The following is a 15,922-nucleotide window of genomic DNA, read 5'->3' as shown; positions in this document are numbered from 1 at the left end:
ATAAATGACAGAGAAATTTACAAGTTTAAACGATTTTGATTATGATTTGCCACACGAACTAATTGCTCAAACTCCTTTAGAGAAACGCGATGGTTCAAGATTGTTGGAGATGAATGCGGATACTGGTGAATTACATGATCGTCATTTTTATGACATTATAGATTATTTGAATCCAGGGGATGCGCTAGTCATGAATAATTCACGTGTGTTGCCAGCCCGTTTATACGGTGAACGCCCTGAAACTGGTGGGCATGTCGAAGTACTATTACTTCGTCAAGATCAAGATGATGTGTGGGAAACATTAGTTAAGCCGGCTAGAAAATATCCCGTTGGACAAAAAATTGTATTTGGTGATGGTCGTCTTACTGCTGAGGTGGTTGAAGAGCTAGAACACGGTGGCCGTATGATTAAATTCCACTACGATGGTATTTTCTTAGAAATACTAGAAGAGCTGGGCGAAATGCCATTACCACCATATATTAAAGAAAAGCTAGAGGATCAAGAACGTTATCAAACGGTTTATTCAAAAGTCAATGGTTCGGCAGCTGCGCCAACGGCTGGTTTACACTGGACACCAGAATTATTAGCTAAGGTTGAAGCTAAAGGGATTAAACTAGTTGAATTAACATTGCACGTGGGGCTAGGAACATTTAGACCAGTTGAGGAAGATAATATTGATGACCATAAAATGCATTCTGAGTTTTATCAATTAAGTGAAGAAGCTGCTCAAACTTTGAATGAAGTTCGAGCTAACGGTGGTCGTATTGTAGCAACTGGGACAACTTCAATTCGAACTTTAGAAACGATTGGGGCTAAGTTTGATGGTGAACTACACGAAGATTCAGGGTGGACGGATATTTTTATTAAACCTGGATTTGAATGGAAAGTCGTTGATGCATTTATTACTAATTTCCATTTACCTAAATCAACGTTAGTGATGTTAGTTGCTGCCTTTACAGGTCGTGATAATATTTTGAATGCTTATAAGCATGCGGTTGCTGAAAAGTATCGTTTCTTCAGTTTTGGTGATGCAATGTTTATTCATCACTAAAATAAATGTGAATTAATTGTACAGAAAGTGTTGACTTTGTTATTAATAATGTGTATTATAAATATTGTTGGTGACAGATAAACACTTGCGGATGTAGTACAATGGCTAGTGCCCCAGCCTTCCAAGCTGGAAATGCGGGTTCGATTCCCGTCATCCGCTTTACATTGCTTCAGAAATGTAAAATGTTGATCATTGAAAACTGAATATCGTTTCGATAGAACAAATGTGTAGGGTTATCAAGCAATTTGCTTGATACAAAAACATTTGCGAAGTCAATTCGCTAATAAATTCGTTTAACTTTTGTTAAACAAATAACAAATATTGAGTTATACTCAAACTTTTAAAATGAGAGTTTGATCCTGGCTCAGGATGAACGCTGGCGGCGTGCCTAATACATGCAAGTCGAACGCTTTGTGCAAATTGATATGACGAGCTTGCTCTGATTTGATTTTTGATTTCAAAGAGTGGCGAACGGGTGAGTAACACGTGGGTAACCTACCTTTTAGCAGGGGATAACATTTGGAAACAAGTGCTAATACCGTATAATACCAACAACCGCATGGTTGTTGGTTGAAAGATGGTTCTGCTATCACTAAGAGATGGACCCGCGGTGCATTAGCTAGTTGGTAAGGTAATGGCTTACCAAGGCGATGATGCGTAGCCGAGTTGAGAGACTGATCGGCCACAATGGGACTGAGACACGGCCCATACTCCTACGGGAGGCAGCAGTAGGGAATCTTCCACAATGGGCGCAAGCCTGATGGAGCAACGCCGCGTGTGTGATGAAGGGTTTCGGCTCGTAAAACACTGTTATAAGAGAAGAACGGCACTGAGAGTAACTGTTCAGTGTGTGACGGTATCTTACCAGAAAGGAACGGCTAAATACGTGCCAGCAGCCGCGGTAATACGTATGTTCCAAGCGTTATCCGGATTTATTGGGCGTAAAGCGAGCGCAGACGGTTATTTAAGTCTGAAGTGAAAGCCCTCAGCTCAACTGAGGAGTTGCTTTGGAAACTGGATAACTTGAGTGCAGTAGAGGAAAGTGGAACTCCATGTGTAGCGGTGAAATGCGTAGATATATGGAAGAACACCAGTGGCGAAGGCGGCTTTCTGGACTGTAACTGACGTTGAGGCTCGAAAGTGTGGGTAGCAAACAGGATTAGATACCCTGGTAGTCCACACCGTAAACGATGAGTGCTAGATGTTCGAGGGTTTCCGCCCTTGAGTGTCGCAGCTAACGCATTAAGCACTCCGCCTGGGGAGTACGACCGCAAGGTTGAAACTCAAAGGAATTGACGGGGACCCGCACAAGCGGTGGAGCATGTGGTTTAATTCGAAGCAACGCGAAGAACCTTACCAGGTCTTGACATCCCTTGCAAACACTAGAAATAGTGTGTTCCCTTCGGGGACAAGGTGACAGGTGGTGCATGGTTGTCGTCAGCTCGTGTCGTGAGATGTTGGGTTAAGTCCCGCAACGAGCGCAACCCTTATTATTAGTTGCCAGCATTCAGTTGGGCACTCTAGTGAGACTGCCGGTGACAAACCGGAGGAAGGTGGGGATGACGCCAAATCATCATGCCCCTTATGACCTGGGCTACACACGTGCTACAATGGCATATACAACGAGCCGCTAACCCGCGAGGGTACGCTAATCTCTTAAAGTATGTCTCAGTTCGGATTGTAGGCTGCAACTCGCCTACATGAAGTCGGAATCGCTAGTAATCGCGGATCAGCACGCCGCGGTGAATACGTTCCCGGGTCTTGTACACACCGCCCGTCACACCATGAGAGTTTGTAACACCCAAAGCCGGTGGGGTAACCTTTTAGGAGCCAGCCGTCTAAGGTGGGACAGATGATTAGGGTGAAGTCGTAACAAGGTAGCCGTAGGAGAACCTGCGGCTGGATCACCTCCTTTCTAAGGAAAATCGGAACCTACATATTTTATACGAAACGATATTTAGTTTTGAGTGGTTAACATTCAAACATGGGGAATTAGCTCAGCTGGGAGAGCGCCTGCTTTGCAAGCAGGAGGTCATCGGTTCGATCCCGATATTCTCCATAACAACCTACGGGTTGTTTATTAGTTCTTTGAAAACTGAATCATAATTGTAAATTTTTAAATTCATTTATATTGATAGTATCAATAAAATTGAGCCGAAAAAATACACCGCGTAATTTTTTGAGTTTTTTAAATAAGTTTAAAATCGCTTGTGACCATTGAGTCACAATACTCAAACGAAATCATCAACGAAAGTTGATCGGTTAAGTTATTAAGGGCGCATGGTGAATGCCTTGGCACTAGAAGCCGATGAAGGACGGGACTAACACCGATATGCCTCGGGGAGCTGTAAGTAAGCTTTGATCCGGGGATTTCCGAATGGGGGAACCCAGCTTGTTATGCAAGTTATCGTTTAGTCAATACATAGCTAAACGAAGGTAGACGTTGTGAACTGAAACATCTCATTAGCAACAGGAGCAGAAAGAAAAATCGATTCCGTTAGTAGCGGCGAGCGAACGCGGAGTAGCCCAAACCAGAATGCTTGCACTCTGGGGTTGTAGGACTACCGTTGTGGAGTTACAAATTTGTTTATTAACAGAATCAGTTGGGAAACTGAGCGAAACAGGGTGATAGCCCCGTATGTGAAAGTAAGCAAACTCCCGTGTAGGATCCTGAGTACGGCCGGACACGTGAAATCCGGTCGGAAACTGCGAGGACCATCTCGTAAGGCTAAATACTCTCTAGTGACCGATAGTGAACCAGTACCGTGAGGGAAAGGTGAAAAGCACCCCGGAAGGGGAGTGAAAAAGTTCCTGAAACCATGTGCCTACAACAAGTTAGAGCCCGTTAATGGGTGATAGCGTGCCTTTTGTAGAATGAACCGGCGAGTTACGATACCATGCGAGGTTAAGGTGGAAAGACCGGAGCCGTAGCGAAAGCGAGTCTGAAATGGGCGCTTAAGTATGTTGTTGTAGACCCGAAACCAGGTGACCTACCCATGTCCAGGGTGAAGGTGTGGTAAAACGCACTGGAGGCCCGAACCCGTACATGTTGAAAAATGTTGGGATGAGGTGTGGGTAGCGGTGAAATTCCAATCGAACTTGGAGATAGCTGGTTCTCTCCGAAATAGCTTTAGGGCTAGCCTCGGAAGATAGCGTGTTGGAGGTAGAGCACTGTTTTGATGCGGGGCCCATCTCGGGTTACTAAATTAAGATAAACTCCGAATGCCAATCACGTATGTCCTGGAGTCAGACAGTGAGTGATAAGATCCATTGTCGAAAGGGGAACAGCCCAGATCGTCAGTTAAGGTCCCTAAGTGTGTGTTAAGTGGAAAAGGATGTGAAGTTGCATAGACAACTAGGATGTTGGCTCAGAAGCAGCCACCATTTAAAGAGTGCGTAATAGCTCACTAGTCGAGTGATTCTGCGCCGAAAATGTACCGGGGCTAAACACACCACCGAAACTACGGGTGCCACGTAAGTGGCGCGATAGGAGAGCGTTCTAACGGCAGTGAAGTCAGACCGTGAGGACTGGTGGAGCGCTTAGAAGTGAGAATGCCGGTATGAGTAGCGAAAGACAGGTGAGAATCCTGTCCACCGTATGACTAAGGTTTCCTGGGGAAGGCTCGTCCTCCCAGGGTTAGTCGGGACCTAAGGCGAGGCCGAAAGGCGTAGTCGATGGCTAATAGGTTGAGATTCCTGTACCAGGTGAACATGTTTGAACAATGGAGGGACGCAGAAGGCTAACAGATCCCAGCGATTGGAAATGCTGGGTCAAGCAATAAGTCTTGAGGTGAGTTAAATGCTTGCTTCTTATAGGACAAGTTGTGATGAGGACCGAAATAAAGTAGGGAAGTCTGTGATGTCACGCTGCCGAGAAAAGCTTCTAGTTAGTGTTTACCTGCCCGTACCGCAAACCGACACAGGTAGTCGAGGAGAGCATCCTAAGGTGAGCGAGTGAACTCTCGTTAAGGAACTCGGCAAAATGACCCCGTAACTTCGGGAGAAGGGGTGCTCAGCGCAAGCTGAGCCGCAGTGAATAGGCCCAGGCGACTGTTTATCAAAAACACAGGTTTCTGCAAAATCGTAAGATGACGTATAGGGGCTGACGCCTGCCCGGTGCTGGAAGGTTAAAAGGAGTGCTTAGCTTCGGCGAAGGTACGAATTGAAGCCCCAGTAAACGGCGGCCGTAACTATAACGGTCCTAAGGTAGCGAAATTCCTTGTCGGGTAAGTTCCGACCCGCACGAAAGGCGTAACGATCTGGGCGCTGTCTCAACGAGAGACTCGGTGAAATTTAAAGACCCGTGAAGATGCGGGTTACCCGCGACAGGACGGAAAGACCCCATGGAGCTTTACTGTAGCTTGATATTGAGTGTTTGTGCAGCTTGTACAGCATAGGTAGGAGCCGTAGAAATCGGGACGCTAGTTTCGATGGAGGCACACGTGGGATACTACCCTCGTTGTATGAACACTCTAACTCACACCACTAAGCGTGGTGGAAGACAGTGTCTGGCAGGCAGTTTGACTGGGGCGGTCGCCTCCCAAAGAGTAACGGAGGCGCCCAAAGGTTCCCTCAGAATGGTTGGAAATCATTCGCAGAGTGTAAAGGCACAAGGGAGCTTGACTGTGAGACTTACCAGTCGAGCAGGTACGAAAGTAGGGCTTAGTGATCCGGTGGTTCCGCATGGAAGGGCCATCGCTCAACGGACAAAAGCTACCCTGGGGATAACAGGCTTATCTCCCCCAAGAGTCCACATCGACGGGGAGGTTTGGCACCTCGATGTCGGCTCATCGCATCCTGGGGCTGTAGTCGGTCCCAAGGGTTGGGCTGTTCGCCCATTAAAGCGGTACGCGAGCTGGGTTCAGAACGTCGTGAGACAGTTCGGTCCCTATCCGTCGCGGGCGTAGGAAATTTGAGAGGAGCTGCCCTTAGTACGAGAGGACCGGGGTGGACGTACCACTGGTGTATCAGTTGTTCCGCCAGGAGCATCGCTGAGTAGCTATGTACGGATGAGGTAAACGCTGAAAGCATCTAAGTGTGAAACTCGCCTCGAGATGAGATTTCCCATTCAGTAATGAAGTAAGACCCCTTATAGATGATAAGGTAGATAGGCTAGAAGTGGTAGTACGGTGACGTATGGAGCGGACTAGTACTAATGGTTCGAGGACTTAACCAAGTAGCAAGTGGTGTAAGGCAAGAAAATTTAATTATGATTCAGTTTTGAGAGAACTAAGTTCACTCAATAAATACGTGTCGTGATGATGGCACTGAGGTCACACCTGTTCCCATACCGAACACAGCAGTTAAGCTCAGTAGCGCCAAAAGTAGTTGGAGGATCGCCTCCTGCGAGGATAGGACGTCGCGATGCAACATGGACGTTTAGCTCAGCTGGGAGAGCACCTGCCTTACAAGCAGGGGGTCACAGGTTCGATCCCTGTAACGTCCATTTAGAGATGTTTTAAATCAAATTGTAAAATGAAGAGGTTGCCTTATTAGGTGGCCTCTTTCCTTTACACTGATATTTAAAATTTGAACAGTACGAATCTACTGTTTCTGATATAATGGATACTAGTTTACTTATGATAATAGTGCTTATCAATTTTAAACTAATAAACGAAAGGATATATGATATGTCGGATTATCCGGTGAAGTATGAATTACTTCATGTCGAAAAACATACTGGTGCACGGTTGGGTAAAATTACGACTCCTCATGGAGAAGTAATGACACCAATGTTTATGCCTGTTGGTACACAAGCAACCGTTAAAGGTGTATCACCACGTGAATTAAAAGAGATTAACTCACAATTTATCTTGTCAAATACATATCATTTGTGGTTAAGACCTGGTGATGAATTAATTGCACAGGCAGGTGGTCTTCATAAATTTATGAATTGGGACGGACCTATCTTAACTGACTCTGGTGGTTTTCAGGTATGGTCATTATCGGATCATAACAGCATTACTGAAGAGGGTGTTACCTTTAGAAACCACCTAAATGGTGATAAGATGTTTTTGTCACCAGAAGTGGCTATGCGTATTCAGAACAATCTGGGTTCAGATGTTATGATGCAACTAGATGAAGCAATTCCATATTTTGAAACATATGATTATGTGAAGAAATCTGTTGAACGCACATCTCGTTGGGCCGATCGTGCACAACGTGCGCACAAGCGACCAGATGATCAAGCATTATTTGGAATAGTTCAGGGTGCTGGTTTTCATGAATTGAGAAAGCAGTCTGCTCAAGACTTAGTTTCTCTAGATTTGCCTGGTTATGCCATTGGTGGTTTATCAGTTGGTGAGTCTAAAAAAGAAATGAATCGTGTGTTAGATTTCACTGTACCGTTTTTACCAGAAAATAAACCACGTTATTTAATGGGGGTTGCAGCGCCAGATTCTTTGATTGATGCTTCGATTCGAGGTATTGATATGTTCGATTGTGTGTTACCAACACGTATCGGTCGTAAAGGAACGCTACTGACATCGAATGGTCGTGTGGTTATTAAGAATGCAAAATATAAGGATGATTTTTCTTTGATTGATTCAGAAACTGAAGATTATGGGTCACAGCATTTCACAAAAGCTTATCTCCATCACTTATTTAAGACTAATGAACTGTATGGACAAACAATTGCGTCAGTACACAATTTACGTTACTTATTAAAGTTAATGGAAGATATGCGGCAAGCAATCGCAGAAGATCGTTTATTAGAGTTCCGTGAAGAAACACTAAGTAAGTATGGCTATTTTAAACCAAATGCCCGCTTATTCTAGTCAGACTATGTATTATATTTAAGGAGTAAAATTTATTATGAATGCAAATATTTTAATTTTAATTGTTTTTATCGCTGCAATGTACTTTATTATGATTCGTCCACAACAAAAGGCACAAAAGAAGCGCCAAGCAATGATTAACAACGTACAACCTGGTGCAGATATTGTGACAATTGGTGGATTACACGGTAAAGTTTCTTCAGTGAACAAAGAAGCTCGTACATTTGAGTTGGATGCTGAAGGAATTATTTTGGTATTTGAGTTATCTGCTATTCGCCAAGTTGTTAAAGAAAGTGCTAACACTGCAGCACCTGTAACAACTGAGGATGCACCTAAAGAAGAAGAGCCAAAGCAAGAAGCAATTGAAGAAAATACATCAGACAATGATGAAAAATAATGTCATTAATGATATGAATTAGAGACTTTAGGAAGTAAACTAGTGTTAGATAGTTTGCTTCCTAAAGTTTTTTTAAATAAAAATTTAGATTGATAAGTTAAAAAAGTGAGGTACCCAATGACAGATTTATTGGAAATGCCAATACATTTAAATACTAATCGGCGAATTTTACATATTGATATGGATGCATTTTATGCGCAAATAGAAATGCGCGATAACCCAACTTATCGCACAGTGCCACTAATCTTAGCACGAGATCCACGTCAAACAGGTGGTCGTGGTGTTGTCGCGACTGCAAATTATGTAGCTCGAAAATTAGGCATACATTCTGCAATGAGTGCTGCTGAAGCGTTGAAATTAGCTCCTGAAGGGGTTTTTGTGACACCAAATTTCCAAAAGTATCGAGCTGTTTCGCATCAATTACATCAGATTTTTAAACGTTATACGAAGAAGATTGAACCGATTGCTTTTGATGAGGCGTATTTGGATATTACCGAAATGAGTACGAATCATCAAAAGTCGGTCGCTTTGGCACATGAAATACAACAAGTGATTTATGAAGAACTAAGTCTGACAAGTTCAGTAGGGGTATCGTTTAATAAATTTTTGGCTAAATTAGCCTCTGAGCATAATAAACCCAGTGGTTTTACAGTCGTAAATGAAAATGATATTAGAGCATTTTTAGATGTACTACCAATTGAAGATATTCGAGGTGTTGGTAAAAAAACGGCTGAACATATGCGCGAATTAGGCATAAATACTGGTCAAGACTTGTATAATACATCACAGAGTGATTTAGCAAATCTCTTTGGTAAAAGTGGTTATATTTTTTATGAACGTATTCGTGGTATTGACGATCGACCGGTTGTCTGGCAAAGAGAGCGAAAGTCGTTAGGGAAAGAGCGTACCTATGGACCGTTTTTAGATAACGAACAGGCTGTTTTAGATGAATTAAAAGATTTATCACAGCAATTGACTGATACATTAGTGAAGACCAGTCTTCATGGCAAAACTTTAGTCTTAAAATTGCGAGATAATGATTTTAAAACGGAAACGAGACGTGAGACTAATGTTGATTTTTTTGCTAATGATGCTCATGAAATTTATGAAGTCGCACAAAATATTTTTGAAGAACTTGGCGGTTATCAAAAACCAATTCGTTTATTGGGTTTAACAATGACTAATTTGGCCACATTATCATTTGAGAACATCGTATTAGACATATATCAGTAGCAAGATATGCAATTTTTCTGATATACTTACATATATTGCCGTTTCATATTTATCATTAATACTAATGTGAAATTAATACAAACTTTTAAAAAGAATAGAGATTTATATATGACAGCGCAAACTGCAATTTTAGCGCAAATAAAAGCTGCGCAAACCATTATTATCCACCGTCACCAACGTCCTGACCCAGATGCATTTGGCTCACAATTTGGATTAGCAGAATTAATTAAAACATCATTTCCTGAAAAAGAAGTTCATGTTGTCGGTAAGCCGGTTCCAAGTATGAACTGGATGGGCAAAATGGATAAAATACCAGACAGTCTATACGACGATGCGTTAGTTATTGTGACTGATACAGCTAACTCACCACGTGTTGATGATCGTCGTTTTGATTATGGTAAAGTATTGGTGAAAATTGATCACCACCCAAATGATGAACCTTATGGTGATTACACATGGGTTATTGAAGAAGCTTCTTCAACGTCTGCAATGATTTTTGCATTCTATCAAGAATTCGCTGATGAATTAAAGCTTTCTAACAAAGGTGCTGCTTACCTATATGCAGGTATTGTTGGCGATACAGGACGATTCTTATATGGTACCAGTTCTGGAACGATGCAAATTGTTGCAGAATTGATGAAGTTTAAATTTGATTGGGTTGCAATCAATCAAAAAATGGATACAATTTCGTTGCCGGCAGCTAAAGCCTCAGGATATGTCTATGAACATATGACAACAACCAAATATGGGTTTAACTACATTATTTTAACTAATGAAATCGTTGAACATTTTGATTTAGGTGACTTTGGAACTGCGTTTATTGTACCGCTATTAGGGAAAGTTAATACAGTAAAAGCATGGGCAGTATTTGAACAGCAAGATGACGGCTATTTCAGAGTGAGATTACGTTCTCGTAATATTACGATTAATGAAATTGCTAAGCGTCATGGTGGTGGTGGTCATGAATTGGCTGCGGGTGCAACGGCAAAAAATCTTGATGAAATTAATGATATCGTTAACGAAGCAAATAATTTATTAAAGGAGCAAACACATAAATAATGGCGAAATTTACTGATTATAATTTACGTCCGGAAATAAACCAAGCATTAAATGATTTACATTTTACTGAACCTACAAAAGTACAAGAACGTTTAATTCCAACAATTATACAGGGTCGCTCGGTTGTCGGACAATCACAAACAGGCTCAGGAAAAACCCATACGTTCTTGATTCCGATTTTTCAAAAATATGATGCCGAAGATGACAAGGTTCAAGCTGTTATTACAACTCCTTCACGTGAATTAGCACAACAAATTTATGATGCTGCAAAACAAATGGCAACAAAATTTGATGATGATAAAGAACCATGGATTGGACTTTACGTTGGTGGTATGGATAAAACACGCCAAATCCATCAATTAGAGCATAAACAACCACAAATTGTCATTGGTACACCAGGTCGTATCAAGGATTTATATACAACAAGTTCATTGGATATTCATACAGCTAATACATTGGTAGTGGATGAAGCCGATATGACGCTAGATATGGGATTTTTGGCTGATGTTGATGCGATTGCAAGTGCGATGCCAGAAGAACTAAAAATGTTAGTCTTTTCAGCAACTATTCCACAAAAATTACAACCATTTTTGAAAAAGTATATGACGAATCCAGTGATTGAGGAAATTCCGTCTGAAACTGTAATTGCACCAACAATTAAAAATATTTTAGTTGGTACTAAAGGTGAGACGAAAGATACACTAGTCTATAATTTATTGACAATGGGTAATCCTTATTTGGCTCTAGTATTTACAAATACCAAGAAAAGGGCTAGCGAATTAACGAAGAGTTTGCGTAGTCGTGGACTTAAAGTTGCTGAAATTCATGGTGGTATTCAACCACGTGAACGTAAACGTACGATGCAACAAATTCATCATTTAGATTATCAATATGTTGTGGCAACTGATTTGGCAGCACGTGGTATTGATATCCCCGGTGTTTCATTGATTATCAATGATGGTATTCCAACTGAGTTAGAATTCTTTATTCATCGTGTTGGTCGTACGGGGCGTAATGGTATGTCAGGAACAGCAATTACAATTTACAATCCTGACGAAGAAGACCGTGTTCAGATGGTTGAAAATATGGGTGTTAAATTTGAACCAATGACATTTAGTCATGGTGAATTGAAACCAGGTTATGATCGTCGTCGCCGTCGTCAACGTTCTAAATCAATTGCAAAACTTGATCCAACAATGATTGGTATGGTTAAAAAGAAGAAGAAAAATGTTAAGCCTGGCTATAAGCGTCAAATTAAGAATAATATTGCCCGCGATGAGAAGTATAAAAAGCGTGTAGCAGAACGCGAATCTTTACGTGCGGCTAAAAAAGCAAAGAAGAAATCACACAAGAAGTGATAATATTTTAAGCTTAATAAAAAATTGTAATAATTAGCCGGGGATATGCTATAATATCCCCAAGGACATGTTAGATTTTTTCTTAGAGCAAATAGAAACGTTGTGTTAGATGGAAGCAACGCTAAAAATTATCTAAAGCTACCGATAGAATTTGTTTACGAAAGTAGACCGCTTGCTAGCGATATCAGCAACTTAAGAGGTAATGATACAGACTGTCATTGCAATCAGAGTGGTACCGCGTTTTAGCGTCTCTGTTATTGCAATGAGGGTCTGTTTTTTATTAATATTTTTTTGAAATGAGGCTTACATTACAGATGAAAGAATTATCATCGGCTGAAGTTCGCAGTATGTTCCTACGTTTCTTTGAGAGCAAAGGACATAAAATTGAACCTTCACAATCATTGATTCCAAAAGATGATCCAACTTTGTTATGGATTAATTCAGGTGTTGCAACTTTAAAAAAGTATTTTGATGGTACGGTTGTGCCCGACAATCGCCGTATTACAAATGCGCAAAAGTCAATTCGAACAAATGATATTGAAAATGTTGGTCATACAGCACGCCACCATACTTTGTTTGAAATGATGGGTAACTTTTCAATTGGTGATTACTTTAAAAAAGAAGTTATTCCTTGGGCATGGGAATTGTTAACCAGCCCTGAATGGTTTGGTATGGAACCAGACAAATTATATGTGACTGTATATCCTGATGACAATGAGGCCAAGGATATTTGGCTTAATAAGGTTGGCTTGCCAAAGGATCATCTTTACGATGAACCAGACAACTTCTGGGATATCGGTGAAGGACCTTCAGGACCAGATTCTGAAATTTTCTACGATCGTGGTGAAGAATTTAATGATCCTGATGAATCCGAAAATTATCCTGGTGGTGAAAATGAACGCTATCTTGAAATTTGGAATTTAGTATTTTCACAATTTAACCATTTACCTGGTTTAACTAATAACAAAGACTATCCAGAACTTCCTAGTAAAAACATTGATACGGGAATGGGATTAGAACGAGTTGTATCAGTCTTCCAACACGCTAAGACAAATTTTGAAACTGACTTGTTCTTGCCACTTATTCATAAAACTGAAGAAATATCAGGTCAGTGTAAGTATGGTGACAGTGATGAAAAGGATGTTTCATTTAAGGTCATTGCTGATCATATTCGTGCTGTCACTTTCGCCATTGGAGATGGAGCACTACCTTCAAATGAAGGTCGTGGCTATATTATTCGGCGCTTGTTAAGACGAGCTGTCCTACACGGTCGTAAATTAGGTATTGATAAGGTATTCTTGAAGGATTTGGTACCGGTTGTTGGTGAAATTATGGTATCTTACTATCCTGAAATTTCAGAGAATAGTGATTATATTGCCTCAATTGTTGAAGCTGAAGAAGTTCGTTTCAATAAGACTTTGTCAGATGGTCTATCATTATTAGATGATGTTATTGTGTCAGCTAAAGCTGATAATGGTGTTATTGATGGTTCAGTTGCGTTCAAGTTATATGATACTTATGGTTTCCCATATGAATTAACAGATGAATATGCGACTGATGAAGGTCTAACCGTAGATCGTGATGGCTTTGATAGCGAGATGAAAGCACAACAGGATCGTGCACGTGCTGCTCGTTCAAACAAGGCTTCAATGGGGGTTCAAAATGAACTATTAACGAGTTTGGATACTGAATCTGAATACGTTGGATGGACTGAATTGACTGTTGATGCAGCGACATTAGCTAATTTGATTGTTGACAATGAACTTGCAGATACTGTCTCAACAGGTGAGGCGCAATCAATCTTCTCTAAAACACCATTTTATGCTGAAATGGGTGGTCAAGTAGCTGACTTGGGTAATATTTATGACGAAGATGGTCAAGTCGTTGCCAAAGTAACGGATGTTCAAAATGCACCAAATGGTCAGCATTTACATACATTAACTGTTTTGGCCCCAATGACTGTTGGTCAAAACTACAAGTTAGATGTTGATCGTGCATATCATACAGCAGTATCAAAAAACCACACTGCAACTCATTTGTTGGATCAAACTTTGCGTAATGTTCTAGGTGAGCATACAACACAAGCTGGTTCACTTGTGACATCTGATGGTTTGCGTTATGATTTCACTTACAATGGTTCAGTTTCACCAGAAAAGTTACAAGAAATTGAAGACATTATTAATGAAAAAATTATTGAAAACTTGCCAGTAACTTGGGTTGAAACTGATATTGAATCTGCTAAGAAGCTTGGTGCCGTCGCTGTGTTTACTGAAAAGTATGGTGAAACAGTTCGTGTTGTTTCAATTGGTGATTACAATGCCGAGTTTGATGGTGGTACGCATGCAAATAGTACTGCCGAATTGGGTATGTTTAAGATTGTTAGTGAGCAAGGTACTGGAGCAGGTGTACGTCGTATTGAAGCTGTTACTGGTGAAGGTGCCATGAAACTATTCAAGTTACATGATGAATGGTTAACAAAGGCTGCTGCACAAGTTAAGGCACCACAATTATCAGAAATTAACGAAAAGATTGAAGGTTTGCAAACTTCATTGAAAGAGGCAGAGCGTCAAGTTTCATCATTGGAGCAAAAATTGGCTAATCAAGAAGCTAATGCGGCTTTCGCTAATCCAAAGCAAGTTAATGGTTACACAATAATTGCAACTGAAATGGCTGTTGAATCAATGGATGCCTTACGTTCAACTGCTGATAATTGGAAGCAAAGTACACCATCTGATGTTCTAGTATTGGCTGCTAATCTAGGCGAGAAAGTTAATTTGCTAGTTGCAGTTGCACCTGAAGCAATTGCAAAGGGTATTAAAGCTGGTGATTTGGTCAAAGCAATCGCACCTGCCATTGGCGGTGGCGGTGGCGGTCGCCCTGATATGGCTCAGGCTGGTGGTAAAAATCCAGCTGGTATTGCGGATGCTTTTAAAGCTGCGACAGAGTGGTTACAAACAAAATAATAAGTTATTCACAAGAGGGAAACCTCACAAGGAGGTTGTTTATAATGAGTTCATTAGATAATACAGCTGTATTTAATTTTGGTAATGATGAATCACATGATGTTCGAAAAATGTTAGAAGTGGTATATGCAGCGTTGGAATCAAAGGGTTATAATCCAATTAACCAAATTGTTGGTTATTTAATTTCAAATGATCCCGCTTATATTCCACGTGTTAATGATGCTCGTAATTTAATTCGTAAGTTTGAACGTGATGAAATTATCGAAGCATTAGTAACTGATTATTTAGAGAAGTAGAAATTAGTTTTGTAGAAAGAGGTCAATATGGGACGTATTCTAGGTTTGGATGTTGGCTCACGAACCGTTGGGGTTGCTGTATCTGATCAATTTGGTTGGACCGCCCAAGGTGTGGAAATTATCCGAATAAATGAAGATGAAAAAGAATTTGGTATTGACCGAATGAAGGAACTGGTTGCTAAGTACGAGCCAACAGGTTTTGTATTAGGCTTACCTAAAAATATGAACAATACGTTAGGCCCACGTGTGGATGCTTCAAAAGCTTATGGTGACCTATTAGAAGAAACTTTTGGTTTACCAGTTGATTTTCAAGATGAAAGATTAACCACAGTTGAAGCAGAGCGTATGTTGATTGAAGAGGCTGATACATCACGTAGGAAACGTAAAAAAGTGATTGATAAGTTGGCTGCTGGTTTGATTTTACAAAATTACTTGGATCGTAAAGGTCCTTTAGTAAAGTAGGAGGTGAACAATATGGATGAAGATCAAGACATTATTACATTAGTGGATGATAATGGTGACGAACAATTATTTGAGGTATTATTTACTTTCAAGTCTGAAGAATATGGTAAATCATACATTATTCTTTACCCAGCCGGTTCAGGAGAAGATGAAGAAGTAGAAATGCTTGCTTATATTTTTGATCCAGAAGAGACCAAGGAATCAACTGAAGGTGGTTTAACACCAATCGAAGATGATGCTGAATGGTCAATGGTTGAAGAACACCTTAATCAGTTTTTAGATGAACAAGAAGATTAATGTGTGAGTTAAGGACGTCTATCCTAATAA

General features: G+C 40.7%; 10 protein-coding genes, 3 tRNA genes and 3 rRNA genes. All 16 read left to right on the top strand.

What is annotated here, in order from left to right; genetic code table 11:
* The first annotated feature begins 4 nt into the window (after positions 1 to 4).
* A complete protein-coding gene (gene queA, locus ACSYSF_RS05010; protein WP_489868427.1) occupies positions 5 to 1,051 on the top strand; it encodes a tRNA preQ1(34) S-adenosylmethionine ribosyltransferase-isomerase QueA in 1,047 nt (348 codons plus the stop codon).
* Positions 1,052 to 1,138: 87 nt separating this feature from the next.
* A tRNA-Gly gene (locus ACSYSF_RS05005) sits at positions 1,139 to 1,210 on the top strand.
* Between the two features lie 182 nt (positions 1,211 to 1,392).
* Positions 1,393 to 2,966, top strand: a 16S ribosomal RNA gene (locus tag ACSYSF_RS05000).
* Positions 2,967 to 3,037: 71 nt separating this feature from the next.
* A tRNA-Ala gene (locus ACSYSF_RS04995) sits at positions 3,038 to 3,110 on the top strand.
* A gap of 201 nt (positions 3,111 to 3,311) precedes the next feature.
* Positions 3,312 to 6,227 (top strand): 23S ribosomal RNA (locus ACSYSF_RS04990).
* A 75-nt stretch (positions 6,228 to 6,302) separates the two neighbouring features.
* Positions 6,303 to 6,419 (top strand): 5S ribosomal RNA (gene rrf, locus ACSYSF_RS04985).
* Together the 16S, 23S and 5S rRNA genes with 3 tRNA genes alongside form the textbook arrangement of a ribosomal RNA operon.
* A 5-nt stretch (positions 6,420 to 6,424) precedes the next feature.
* Positions 6,425 to 6,497 (top strand) — tRNA-Val (locus tag ACSYSF_RS04980).
* A gap of 184 nt (positions 6,498 to 6,681) precedes the next feature.
* A complete protein-coding gene (gene tgt, locus ACSYSF_RS04975; protein ID WP_489868426.1) occupies positions 6,682 to 7,827 on the top strand; it encodes a tRNA guanosine(34) transglycosylase Tgt in 1,146 nt (381 codons plus the stop codon).
* Positions 7,828 to 7,864: 37 nt separating this feature from the next.
* The gene (gene yajC, locus ACSYSF_RS04970; RefSeq protein WP_489868425.1) at positions 7,865 to 8,224 is read left to right on the top strand and encodes a preprotein translocase subunit YajC; all 360 of its coding nucleotides are present in this window, start codon (positions 7,865 to 7,867) and stop codon (positions 8,222 to 8,224) included.
* Positions 8,225 to 8,341: 117 nt separating this feature from the next.
* Complete coding sequence (dinB, locus tag ACSYSF_RS04965; protein WP_489868424.1) at positions 8,342 to 9,457, top strand: DNA polymerase IV; 1,116 nt, start codon at positions 8,342 to 8,344, stop codon at positions 9,455 to 9,457.
* 108 nt (positions 9,458 to 9,565) lie between these two features.
* Positions 9,566 to 10,516, top strand: coding sequence for a DHH family phosphoesterase (locus tag ACSYSF_RS04960; protein ID WP_489868423.1), 951 nt, complete (start codon positions 9,566 to 9,568; stop codon positions 10,514 to 10,516).
* The gene (locus tag ACSYSF_RS04955; protein ID WP_489868422.1) at positions 10,516 to 11,874 is read left to right on the top strand and encodes a DEAD/DEAH box helicase; all 1,359 of its coding nucleotides are present in this window, start codon (positions 10,516 to 10,518) and stop codon (positions 11,872 to 11,874) included. Before ACSYSF_RS04960 ends, ACSYSF_RS04955 begins: the two co-directional genes overlap by 1 nt.
* 314 nt (positions 11,875 to 12,188) lie before the next feature.
* Positions 12,189 to 14,837 (top strand): alanine--tRNA ligase, encoded by a 2,649-nt coding sequence (gene alaS / locus ACSYSF_RS04950; RefSeq protein WP_489868421.1) that lies wholly within the window; start codon positions 12,189 to 12,191, stop codon positions 14,835 to 14,837.
* A gap of 44 nt (positions 14,838 to 14,881) precedes the next feature.
* Positions 14,882 to 15,133 (top strand): IreB family regulatory phosphoprotein, encoded by a 252-nt coding sequence (locus tag ACSYSF_RS04945; protein WP_489868420.1) that lies wholly within the window; start codon positions 14,882 to 14,884, stop codon positions 15,131 to 15,133.
* 27 nt (positions 15,134 to 15,160) lie between these two features.
* Entirely contained in the window at positions 15,161 to 15,595 is a 435-nt protein-coding gene (gene ruvX / locus ACSYSF_RS04940) for a Holliday junction resolvase RuvX (RefSeq protein ID WP_489868419.1), read from the top strand.
* A gap of 12 nt (positions 15,596 to 15,607) precedes the next feature.
* The gene (locus tag ACSYSF_RS04935) at positions 15,608 to 15,892 is read left to right on the top strand and encodes a DUF1292 domain-containing protein (protein WP_489868418.1); all 285 of its coding nucleotides are present in this window, start codon (positions 15,608 to 15,610) and stop codon (positions 15,890 to 15,892) included.
* Positions 15,893 to 15,922: the final 30 nt, after the last annotated feature.

It is taken from the genome of Weissella sp. ESL1139 (assembly GCF_058506735.1).
This window is presented reverse-complemented; position numbering and strand designations above follow the sequence as displayed.

Excerpts from the sequence above, each read along its gene's own strand:
- queA (WP_489868427.1), top strand. The coding sequence starts at position 5 with ATGACAGAGAAATTTACAAGTTTAAACGATTTTGATTATGATTTGCCA.
- tgt (WP_489868426.1), top strand. The coding sequence starts at position 6,682 with ATGTCGGATTATCCGGTGAAGTATGAATTACTTCATGTCGAAAAACAT.
- yajC (WP_489868425.1), top strand. The coding sequence starts at position 7,865 with ATGAATGCAAATATTTTAATTTTAATTGTTTTTATCGCTGCAATGTAC.
- dinB (WP_489868424.1), top strand. The coding sequence starts at position 8,342 with ATGACAGATTTATTGGAAATGCCAATACATTTAAATACTAATCGGCGA.
- ACSYSF_RS04960 (WP_489868423.1), top strand. The coding sequence starts at position 9,566 with ATGACAGCGCAAACTGCAATTTTAGCGCAAATAAAAGCTGCGCAAACC.
- ACSYSF_RS04955 (WP_489868422.1), top strand. The coding sequence starts at position 10,516 with ATGGCGAAATTTACTGATTATAATTTACGTCCGGAAATAAACCAAGCA.
- alaS (WP_489868421.1), top strand. The coding sequence starts at position 12,189 with ATGAAAGAATTATCATCGGCTGAAGTTCGCAGTATGTTCCTACGTTTC.
- ACSYSF_RS04945 (WP_489868420.1), top strand. The coding sequence starts at position 14,882 with ATGAGTTCATTAGATAATACAGCTGTATTTAATTTTGGTAATGATGAA.
- ruvX (WP_489868419.1), top strand. The coding sequence starts at position 15,161 with ATGGGACGTATTCTAGGTTTGGATGTTGGCTCACGAACCGTTGGGGTT.
- ACSYSF_RS04935 (WP_489868418.1), top strand. The coding sequence starts at position 15,608 with ATGGATGAAGATCAAGACATTATTACATTAGTGGATGATAATGGTGAC.